The organism is Pseudomonas sp. MEJ108, assembly GCF_030208985.1.
In the GTDB taxonomy this organism is placed as follows: Bacteria; Pseudomonadota; Gammaproteobacteria; order Pseudomonadales; family Pseudomonadaceae; genus Aquipseudomonas; species Aquipseudomonas fragariae.
Map to the genome: position 1 here is coordinate 20,317 of NZ_JARVSW010000069.1, position 8,727 is coordinate 29,043.

The following is an 8,727-nucleotide window of genomic DNA, read 5'->3' on the forward strand; positions in this document are numbered from 1 at the left end:
TTGCCACGCTTTATGGAACAATCCTGAGCGCCTTTGGGGACACGGTGGCTATCATCGTGACCCGATATGAATATCCAGTCGTTTAGTGACATATTCAGCGACGTTTTCACGCGACGGCGGCTCATGTAGTATCCCGAATTTCGCACTACATGACACCCGGATCAATAACAGAGCGCTCCCCGAGTGTGCTCGACCCTGCTGAGCAGAGTGAGGCAAGTGCAATGACTGAGTACGTTCAAGTCGGTGACCTGCAAGTCGCCAGAGTCCTGTTCGACTTCGTGCAGAACGAAGCCACCCCCGGAACCGGCGTCGATGCCACTGCGTTCTGGGCCGGTGCGGACAAACTGATCCACGACCTTGCGCCAAAGAACAAGGCACTGCTCGCCAAACGTGATGAGTTACAGGCGAAAATCGACGCCTGGCACCAGTCGCATGCCGGGCAGGCTCACGACGCCTCGGCCTACAAAGCCTTCCTTCAGGAGATCGGCTACCTGCTGCCAGAAGCGGCGGATTTCCAGATCACCACGCAAAACGTCGATGAAGAAATCGCCACCATGGCTGGCCCGCAACTGGTCGTGCCGGTGATGAACGCCCGGTTTGCGCTCAATGCGTCGAATGCCCGTTGGGGTTCGCTGTATGACGCGCTCTACGGCACCGACGCCATCAGCGAAGAAGGCGGCGCGCAAAAGGGCAAGGGCTATAACAAGGTGCGTGGCGACAAGGTGATTGCTTTCGCTCGTGCCTTTCTCGATCAGGCAGCGCCTCTGTCAGCAGGTTCACATGCCGACTCGACAGCTTATAAGCTGATCGACGGCAAGCTGGTCGTGAGTCTCAAGGGTGGCAGCAATACCGGCCTGCACGATGACGCCCAACTGATCGGTTTTCAAGGCGATGCCCTGGCGCCGTTTGCCTTGCTGCTCAAGCACAACGGTCTGCACTTCGAACTGCAGATCGACGCCGCCAGCCCGGTCGGGCAGACCGATCCGGCGGGCGTGAAAGACATCCTCATGGAAGCCGCGCTGACCACCATCATGGACTGCGAAGATTCCATTGCCGCTGTGGACGCCGACGACAAAGTGGTTGTCTACCGCAACTGGCTGGGCCTGATGAAGGGCGACCTGGCCGAGTCGGTGTCCAAGGGCGGTGAAACCTTTACCCGCACCATGAACCCGGACCGCGTCTACACCACGCCAGAGGGCGGCGAAGTCACCCTGCACGGTCGCTCGCTGCTGTTCATTCGCAACGTGGGCCACTTGATGACCATCGATGCGATTCTCGACAAACACGGCAACGAAGTGCCGGAAGGCATTCTCGACGGCCTGCTGACCGGCCTCGCCGCCCTCCACAACCTCAAGGGCAACACCTCGCGCAGCAACAGCCGCAGCGGTTCGATGTACATCGTCAAACCGAAGATGCACGGCCCGCAGGAAGCGGCGTTCACCAACGAACTGTTCGAACGTATCGAGCAGGTACTGGGCTTGCCGCGTAACACCTTGAAGGTCGGGATCATGGACGAGGAGCGCCGCACCACGGTCAACCTCAAGGCCTGCATTCAGGCCGCCAGCGAGCGCGTGGTATTCATCAACACCGGCTTCCTCGACCGCACCGGCGACGAAATCCATACCTCCATGGAAGCGGGTCCGGTGGTACGCAAGGCACAGATGAAAGCCGAGAAGTGGATCACTGCCTACGAGAACTCCAACGTCGACATCGGCCTGAAATGCGGCCTGCAAGGTCGCGCACAGATCGGCAAAGGCATGTGGGCCATGCCGGACCTGATGGCCGCCATGCTGGAGCAGAAAATCGCTCATCCCCTGGCTGGCGCCAACACCGCCTGGGTCCCGTCACCTACGGCGGCTGCGCTGCACGCGCTGCATTACCACAAGGTCGACGTGTTCGCCCGGCAGGCCGAACTGGCGCAGCGCGAGCAAGCCTCGGTGGATGACATTCTGACCATTGCGCTGGCACCGAACACTGACTGGACGCCGGAAGAAATCCAGAACGAACTGGACAACAACGCGCAGGGCATTCTTGGCTACGTAGTGCGCTGGATCGATCAGGGCGTGGGGTGTTCGAAAGTGCCGGACATCAATGACATCGGCCTGATGGAAGACCGCGCTACGCTGCGCATCTCCAGCCAGCACATGGCCAACTGGCTGCGTCATGGTGTCGTCAGCGAAGCTCAGGTGCTTGAGAGTCTCAAGCGCATGGCATCGGTGGTGGATCGCCAGAACGCCAACGACCCGCTGTATCGCCCGCTGGCACCCGACTTCGACAGCAACATCGCCTTCCAGGCGGCGGTCGAACTGGTCATCGAAGGTACCCGGCAGCCCAACGGCTACACCGAGCCGGTATTGCACCGCCGCCGTCGGGAGTTCAAGGCCATCAACGGCCTGTAATGCGCCGCACACCCTCCTTGCGGGTTCTGGTCCTTGCCGGACCAGAACCCGCAAGGGCTCACCGCCTCAACTTATCCCCAATTCCCGCTTGACCAGCTTCACCAACTGCTTGGTATTGAGCGGTTTGAGAAGGAAGTCCACCACGTTCAGGTGCATGGCATCGATGGCATCGCGCACGTTGGCGTCGCCGGACACGATGATGATCGGCAGTTCGGCACGATCCGACTCACGAACCTTGCGAATCAGATCCAGCCCGTCAAAAGGAGCCATCCGCAAGTCGGTGATCAGCAGTCCGATGGACTGACGCGAGTGGATCATCTGCAGCGCCGTATCGCCACCGGGCGCGGTCATGCAACTGATGTCATTGAGGCTCAGAATTTCGGCCAGCAGCTCGCGCGCGTCGCTGTCGTCATCGACGATCAGGACCCGTTGCGGGGCGTCACGTGCAGGCGTGAGCATGACCTCATGAAGGGCATCGCGCTCATCGTCGCTCAGAATATCGTGGTCAATCATTGCAGTCTCATCATTCCCTGAACTAATCCGACAGCAGATACGGGTCAATCTGCGATGCATTTCGTCGGCATCCTGGCCAATCTTCGCTCGCAATCCATTGCGCTCGTCAAATCAGTTATGCCGCAAGCAGCACGGCGGTGTCACGGGGTTCAAGGTAAGACTTACGTCCAATGGGCACCTGGCTGCAAGCGGCCGACCATGAGCACCAATAACAAGAACGCGGAACAGGCCATGAGCAAGGCAGATGCTTTCACCCAGGCAGGCAAGACAGCCGTGCTGCAGAACATACACGGCACCATGCAGTTTCTGCAAAAATTCCCGCCATTCAATCAGATGGAAAACGCCCATCTGGCGTATCTGGTCGAGCAGTGTCAGCTGCGCTTCTACGCGGCCGGTGAAAGCATCATCAAGCCTGGCGACGGACCGGTGGAGCACTTTTACATCGTCAAGCAGGGTCGCATCGTCGGCGAGCGCCCGCATTCTGCCAAAGGCGGTACGGAAACAACATTCGAAATAACCACGGGCGAGTGTTTTCCACTCGCCGCCCTGCTCGGCGAGCGCGCCACTCGCACCGAGCATCTGGCTGCCGAGGACACGTTCTGCCTGCAGTTGAACAAGCAGGCGTTCATCAAACTGTTCGCGCTCTCCACAACCTTTCGCGACTTTGCCTTGCGCGGTGTCAGCAGCCTGCTCGATCAAGTCAATCAACAAGTCCAGCAGCGCGCCGTCGAAACCCTGGGCACGCAGTACTCTCTGAATACCCGGCTGGGTGAACTTGCCATGCGCCATCCGGTGATGTGCAGCCCGGAAACGCCCATGCGCGACGCCGTGCGGCTGATGCATGAGCAGCAGGTAGGCAGCATCGTGATTGTCGACGAGCGGCAGGCGCCGCTGGGCATCTTTACCCTGCGCGACCTGCGTGAGGCGGTTGCCGATGTGGATGCCGACTTCAGCGCACCGGTCAGGCACACCATGAGCCTGTCACCGTTCCACCTGAGCCCGGACGCCAGTGCATTCGACGCCGCCATCGCCATGACCGGTCGCCATATCGCCCACGTCTGCCTGGTCCGGGACGGGCGGTTGTGTGGCGTGGTGTCGGAGCGGGATCTGTTTTCCCTGCAACGGGTCGACCTGGTGCACCTGGCGCGGACCATCCGCAACGCGCCACGCATCGAAGCGCTTGCCGGCTTGCGCGGCGATATTGTCCAGCTGGTCGATCGCATGCTCGCCCACGGCGCGTCTTCAACCCAGATAACCCAGATCATCACCCTGCTCAACGACCACACCGTATGCCGGGTGATCGAGCTGACGCTTGCAGAGAAAGGCGACCCCGGCATTGCCTTCAGCTGGCTGTGCTTTGGCAGCGAAGGCCGTCGCGAGCAGACGCTGCATACCGATCAGGACAACGCCATTCTGTTCGAGGCCCGAGATGCAGCAGAGGCAGAGCAGATTCGCCGATCACTGCTGCCGATCGCCGAACGTATCAATCAGAGCCTGGCGCAGTGCGGTTTTACCCTGTGCAAGGGCAACATCATGGCCGGCAACCCCGACCTGTGCCTGTCGCGCCTTGAATGGTCGCAGCGCTTCTCGACGTTTATTCGCGAGGCGACACCGGAGAACCTGCTGGCCTCGAGTATCTATTTCGATGTGCGCGTGGTCTGGGGGGATGAAAGTGGCGTCGAGCAACTGCGCCGCGGCATTCTTGATCAGGTCGCAGACAACCGGCTGTTCCAGCGCATGATGGCCGACAACGCACTGCGCCAGCGTCCGCCGGTGGGTCGTTTCAAGGATTTCGTGCTGGCCCGCAAAGGCAGTGAAAAGGACACGCTGGACCTCAAGGTCGAAGGCCTGACGCCCTTCGTCGACGGTGCGCGCCTGCTGGCACTGGCCAACGGTATCGGGGTCAACAACACGCAGGAACGCCTGCGCCAACTGGTCGAGCGCGAAGTCATCGACCCGCTCGACGGTGCTGCGTATGAGGAGGCTTATCACTTCATCCAGCAGACTCGCATGCAGCAACATCAGCTGCAAAGTCGCCAGAATCTGGCTTATTCCAACCGCATCGACCCCGACACACTCAACCATCTGGACCGGCGCATTCTGCGCGAATCGTTTCGCCAGGCGCAGCGATTGCAAACCAGCCTGACCCTGCGTTATCAGCTATGAACCTGTTCGAATGGCTCAAACCACGGCCGAAAAAGACACCCTTGCACGCGCACCAACTGGAGCGCCTTAAACGACTGCCGGTGTGCGCGAACCTCAGTGACACGTCACTGCGTGAACAGCGCTGGGTCGTGCTGGACCTGGAAACCAGTGGCCTGAACATGAACCGCGATCAGGTGCTGTCCATTGGTGCTGTGGTGATTGAAGACGGCGCCATCGATCTGGGCCAGCAGTTCGAGCGCACGCTGTTGCGCGTCGACCACAAGATCAGTCCGGCCGTTCTGATTCATGGGCTGGCGCCCAGTGCGATTGCCGCTGGCAGTGAGCCGGTCGAGGCCTTGCTGGACTTCATGGAGTTCGTCGGAGACAGCCCGATTCTCGGCTTTCATGCGCCATTCGATCAGCACATGCTGTCGCGCGCCTTGAAGGAAAGCCTGGGCTATCGCTTGCAGCACGCGTTTTTCGACGCCGCCGAAATCGCCCCGATGCTCTGCGAGCACGCCAACCTGCGTCATGCCGGGCTGGATGACTGGACCCGTTTCTTTGGTCTGCATGCCGAACAGCGTCACCATGCCAGCGCCGATGCGCTGGTTACCGCAGAACTGGCGCTGATCCTGTTCAGCCACGCCCGTCGTCAGCAGATCGACAGCCCCTTGCGGCTGGAGGAAGCACTCGGGCAGTGGCGCAGGCGCAGACAGTCGCATTCGTTCTGACTGCGACTTCGTCAGCGCCTCCCGTTCAGTTCGGGGCGATGGTCTTGGCGATCACATCCACCGTCGCTTCAACCTGCTCCCGGTAGCGCTTGAGCTCGACCTTGTGCAGTTGCTCGAGCTCGATCTGCTGTGAGCAGAGGTTCAGCGCTGCAAGGACCAGCAGACGGTCACCGATCAACGTCGGGTATTTGCGTTTGGTGTCGGCCAGCGACGCATTGAGCATCGCAGCGGCCTTCATGAGGGTCAGGTCTTCGCCAGCCGGCGCCTTGACCGAGTACTCATTGCCCAGAATGGTGAGAACGGTTACACCGCTGCCATCGACGTTCATGCGCCGACAGCACTTGCGCTGGTGGCGCGATCAACCAGTGCCTGGATACGCGCGGCAGTGCTGCCATGCTTCTCTTCCTGCTCCATCAGACTCAGTTGCAAGTTCTCGTTCTCGTCCTTGGCTTTTGCCAGCTCGGCACTGAGCTGTGCATTTGTTTCCTGAAGGGCCTGGTTCTGCTGCACCAGATCGCCGACAAGTTGTTCCAATTGGCTAAGGGAGGCTTCCAACATTTTGATTTCTCGAGCAAATTTCAACGGGCGCGTACGATAAAGAAAAGTCGCTGCGCATACCAGCGCTCACCGCTCTGTCATCACATCGACACATCGATAACGTAGACGCGTAGGGGGCTTGTGACTCCTTATTCGGTATCCGGTTCCTGCTGTTCGTCAGACCGTCTGAAACTGCGACAAATGCGCGCAGGCAATGGGCAGACTGCCATCGTGAAAAAAGCATCCGCCTCGTCTTTTCAAAGGCTTGCGCCCGATCGGCGAAAGAAATGAAGAAATCGTCACGATTAAGTCACACGCAATACGTGCCTATCGGCTCAAGACTTTAGTCGCACGTCCGATAGGCACCCCACTTACGGCTTTATCTCCGTCTCTAAATCGCATGGAACGCGTAAATGACCCTGGAAGCTTTCTATGTCCCTGCGAAATATGAACATCGCGCCTCGAGCGTTTCTTGGATTTGCCATGATCGGCACCCTCATGCTGATTCTGGGCGTCTTTGCACTGTCACAGATGAGCAAGATCCGCAGCGCCACCGAGGTGCTGGCCGACAGCAACGTGCCCAGCATCAAGAGCCTCGATCGCTTCGCTGAAGTCAGCATTCGTCTGCGGGTGCTGTCCTATCGATTGCTGGTCAATCGCGATCCGGAAACCCAGCAGAAAACCATCGAGCTGATGGCGATGCGCAACAAGCAGATCACTGACGCTCAGGCCGTTTACGAGAAGCTGATCAGTACCCCCGACGAGCGCAACCTCTATAGCCAGTACGTGCAGTTGCTGGGCCAGTATCGCCAGCTTGAAGACCGCCTGAAAACGCTGACCCGTGCGAACAACATCGACGAATTGCAGGGCTTGCTCAACAACGAAATGGTCAGCAACTCCGACCAGATGAACGTTGTGCTGCGCAAGCTGGTGGATATCAATACGGCGCAGTTGAATGAGGTCAAGGAGCAGGCCTCCATCGAGTATGACTCGGCATTCAATATGGTGATCGGACTGCTGATCGCCGCCACCCTGCTGACCCTCGTGTTTGCCTGGATGCTGATCAAGAGCATTACCACACCGATTGCCACCGCACTGCTCGCAGCGGAGACCATCGCGCAAGGCAACCTGACCCGGCCGATCAGTATCGACGGCACCGATGAAGCCGGTCGTCTGCTGCTGGCCATGAAAACCATGCAGGACAAGCTGCGCGATACCTTGCAGGGTATTTCCGGCTCGGCCACGCAACTGGCTTCGGCAGCCGAAGAACTGAATGCCGTCACTGACGAAAGCGCACGCGGGCTGGTGCAGCAGAACGACGAAATAGAACAGGCTGCCACTGCGGTCAACCAGATGACCAGCGCCGTGGAAGAAGTGGCGCGCAACGCCACCAGCACCTCGCAGGCATCGCGCAGCGCAGCGACCTCTGCGGGCGATGGCCGCGACCTGGTTCAGGAAACCGTCAGCGCCATCGAGCGTATGAGTGGCGACGTGCAAGGCACCGCCGAGCTGATCATCAGCCTGGCCAATGAGTCGCGTGATATCGGCAAGGTGCTCGACGTGATTCGCGGCCTGGCCGACCAGACCAATCTGCTGGCATTGAACGCCGCCATCGAAGCAGCGCGGGCCGGTGAAGCAGGACGTGGCTTTGCCGTCGTCGCCGACGAAGTCCGTGCCCTGGCACATCGCACCCAGCAATCGACCAGCGAAATCGAACGCATGATCAGCAGCATTCAGACCGGCACGGAACAGGCCGTCAGCTCGATGCGCAACAGCACCGAACGCGCCGAATCGACGCTGAACATCGCCAAGGGCGCAGGCCAGGCCCTGAATACCATCAACAGCGCCGTGGAAGAGATCAACGAACGCAACATGGTCATCGCCAGCGCCGCCGAAGAACAGGCACAAGTCGCCCGCGAAGTGGACCGCAACCTGGTCAACATCCGCGACCTGTCGGCACAATCCACCAACGGCGCCAACCAGACCAGCGCAGCCAGCACCGAGCTGTCACGCCTGGCAATCGACCTCAACGGCATGGTGGCGCGCTTCGCGCTTTGATGCTCGAAAACGGGCGTTTTATTTCCGGAAGCTATGTTGTGTGAAAGCCAGTCTTCGCGAACAAGTTCGCTCCTACGCCCTTCGGGCAGAAGCAAACCGTGATCCTCAGCTTCTGGCCGCAGGCCGTAGGAGCGAACTTGTTCACGAAAAATGCTCACGCCCTTCGGGCAGAAGCAAACCGTGATCCCTCAGCTTCTGGCCGCAGGCCGTAGGAGCGAACTTGTTCGCGAAAAATGCTCACACCCTTCGGGCAGAAGCAAACCGTGATCCCTCAGCTTCTGGCCGCAGACCGTAGGAGCGAACTTGTTCGCGAAAAATGCTCACACCCTTCGGGCAGAAGCAAA

Annotated in this window: 7 protein-coding genes and 1 pseudogene; 5 read left to right on the forward strand and 3 right to left on the reverse strand. The window is 59.7% G+C overall.

All coding sequences use genetic code 11. From position 1 onward, the window contains the following. Positions 1 to 221 precede the first annotated feature (221 nt). Entirely contained in the window at positions 222 to 2,399 is a 2,178-nt protein-coding gene (locus tag QRN50_RS23385; protein ID WP_096127363.1) for a malate synthase G, read from the forward strand. A gap of 66 nt (positions 2,400 to 2,465) precedes the next feature. Here the strand turns inward: QRN50_RS23385 and QRN50_RS23390 are convergent, their stop codons facing one another. Continuing rightward, on the reverse strand, positions 2,466 to 2,912 hold the full coding sequence (locus QRN50_RS23390; RefSeq protein ID WP_003402175.1) for a response regulator: 447 nt from the start codon (positions 2,910 to 2,912) through the stop codon (positions 2,466 to 2,468). 231 nt (positions 2,913 to 3,143) lie between these two features. Here QRN50_RS23390 and QRN50_RS23395 point away from each other — a divergent pair, with 231 nt between their 5' ends. Continuing rightward, on the forward strand, positions 3,144 to 5,078 hold the full coding sequence (locus QRN50_RS23395; protein WP_032655812.1) for a DUF294 nucleotidyltransferase-like domain-containing protein: 1,935 nt from the start codon (positions 3,144 to 3,146) through the stop codon (positions 5,076 to 5,078). Next, positions 5,075 to 5,788 (forward strand): 3'-5' exonuclease, encoded by a 714-nt coding sequence (locus tag QRN50_RS23400; RefSeq protein WP_011269182.1) that lies wholly within the window; start codon positions 5,075 to 5,077, stop codon positions 5,786 to 5,788. Before QRN50_RS23395 ends, QRN50_RS23400 begins: the two co-directional genes overlap by 4 nt. A 25-nt stretch (positions 5,789 to 5,813) precedes the next feature. On the opposite strand, the gene QRN50_RS23405 is transcribed toward QRN50_RS23400, so the two are convergent. Together QRN50_RS23405 and QRN50_RS23410 are read right to left on the reverse strand one after the other, a co-directional pair. Beyond that, a complete protein-coding gene (locus QRN50_RS23405; protein WP_003316170.1) occupies positions 5,814 to 6,116 on the reverse strand; it encodes a cell division protein ZapA in 303 nt (100 codons plus the stop codon). Beyond that, positions 6,113 to 6,346, reverse strand: coding sequence for a hypothetical protein (locus QRN50_RS23410; RefSeq protein WP_003402183.1), 234 nt, complete (start codon positions 6,344 to 6,346; stop codon positions 6,113 to 6,115). Before QRN50_RS23410 ends, QRN50_RS23405 begins: the two co-directional genes overlap by 4 nt. A gap of 477 nt (positions 6,347 to 6,823) precedes the next feature. On the opposite strand from QRN50_RS23410, the pseudogene QRN50_RS26095 reads away from it, so the two are divergent. Both QRN50_RS26095 and QRN50_RS26100 read left to right on the forward strand, forming a co-directional pair. Further along, positions 6,824 to 7,240 (forward strand): annotated as a pseudogene (locus QRN50_RS26095) (MCP four helix bundle domain-containing protein); the annotation flags it as partial. Between the two features lie 90 nt (positions 7,241 to 7,330). Next, entirely contained in the window at positions 7,331 to 8,383 is a 1,053-nt protein-coding gene (locus QRN50_RS26100) for a methyl-accepting chemotaxis protein (protein WP_404944247.1), read from the forward strand. The last annotated feature ends 344 nt before the right edge of the window (positions 8,384 to 8,727 follow it).

Coding starts and splice junctions, on each gene's coding strand:
- QRN50_RS23385 (WP_096127363.1), top strand. CDS start 222: ATGACTGAGTACGTTCAAGTCGGTGACCTGCAAGTCGCCAGAGTCCTG.
- QRN50_RS23390 (WP_003402175.1), bottom strand. CDS start 2,912: ATGATTGACCACGATATTCTGAGCGACGATGAGCGCGATGCCCTTCAT.
- QRN50_RS23395 (WP_032655812.1), top strand. CDS start 3,144: ATGAGCAAGGCAGATGCTTTCACCCAGGCAGGCAAGACAGCCGTGCTG.
- QRN50_RS23400 (WP_011269182.1), top strand. CDS start 5,075: ATGAACCTGTTCGAATGGCTCAAACCACGGCCGAAAAAGACACCCTTG.
- QRN50_RS23405 (WP_003316170.1), bottom strand. CDS start 6,116: ATGAACGTCGATGGCAGCGGTGTAACCGTTCTCACCATTCTGGGCAAT.
- QRN50_RS23410 (WP_003402183.1), bottom strand. CDS start 6,346: ATGTTGGAAGCCTCCCTTAGCCAATTGGAACAACTTGTCGGCGATCTG.